The organism is Pseudoalteromonas piscicida (genome assembly GCF_002744175.1).
GTDB lineage: Bacteria > Pseudomonadota > Gammaproteobacteria > Enterobacterales > Alteromonadaceae > Pseudoalteromonas > Pseudoalteromonas piscicida_B.
This window is the reverse complement of sequence record NZ_NKHF01000162.1, coordinates 1-1,156: the sequence shown is the minus strand read 5'-3', so window position 1 is coordinate 1,156 and position 1,156 is coordinate 1. Positions and strand designations below refer to the sequence as shown.

General features: G+C 39.9%; 1 protein-coding gene. It reads left to right on the top strand.

The genetic code is table 11. The features are described from left to right. Positions 1-345 precede the first annotated feature (345 nt). Positions 346-1,156, top strand: an 811-nt coding sequence (locus CEX98_RS22285) for a hypothetical protein (protein ID WP_143484395.1), incomplete at its 3' end; no start/stop codon positions are given.

The window sequence follows — 1,156 nt, the reverse complement described above, 5'->3', positions numbered from 1 at the left end:
AAATTAAGTCACTCGCTTCACTCGCTGGGACACAAACACGGCGGCTGTGTCACTTCGTTCGGATTACAGCCGCCATGTTTGTGCCCCTTATTTGGGCGTTAACTCACTTTAGGAGTCACATTGAAAATTTCTATTAATGTTACGATTCCAAATTTTGATCGAAAAGAAATAGAGATTGACTGCCCGTTATGCAAGCTGGGTAATTGGGTTCAGCTAGGTCAAATAAAGAGACGCGAATATTTGGTTTGCAGAGGATGCCATTCAAATATCCACTTGCAAGACCACTTGGGTGGAGTTCAAAGAGCTACTAAAGCTCTCAACAATTTGTTTAAAGGATTTGAATAAATGGATCAGCTTTTGATACAGCGTACTAGGTATCTTTTAAGATCAAGATTCAGACGGGCACAAACTTGTCCAAATGCTATGTTTGTTAATTCTTGTAGGCAGCTTGTTCACTGGATCAAAAATCATCCATTATTACGTTATGTGGTTGCAGATTTGTCCAAAATTGAGGGTGAGCACGTAGCGAGAATTAAACAAACGTTAGATGAAGTGCCCGACTGTAGCGGGTCTTATGACCCTGGATTTTACACCGCTGAAACCAACCTAAAACACTCATCAGTGTGCTGGTTAATAGTTCAAGGAATCTCTGGGCTGGAAAGCTTAGAGCCTAGGAAACAGCAATTTGTAATATCATGTCTCGGTGAATACTTAAACAACGATGCTTACATTAAATTTGATGATGCCGTGTCCGTTTTAAGAGATGTGGCGATAGATGGACTATATGAGCATTTAGATGAACACTTAGATGAAAGAAACTCTATCTATTCAATCCTGTTAAAGTATAAACAACGTTCTGAGTGGTTTCGAAAGAATCGCCTGCGTGAATTCGCTGAAAATGGATTAGAAGGTAAAAAATGTGAAGTTGCCTTAGCGATTGACGTTCAAGAGTATATATTGGACCAGGGTGTTGAATTCTTTGTTGAACCCGCATCTGCTAGTGGAGAGGTCGACCTTGTTTTAAAATCTTCGGAAGGCCGTTACATAATAGTTGATGCAAAGTATGTTAAGAACGAATCGAACAGGTCTAGCATTCTCTCCAAACTTTCCTCAGGATTTCATCAAGTAGCAAGGTACTGCAATGATTTTGATGTTA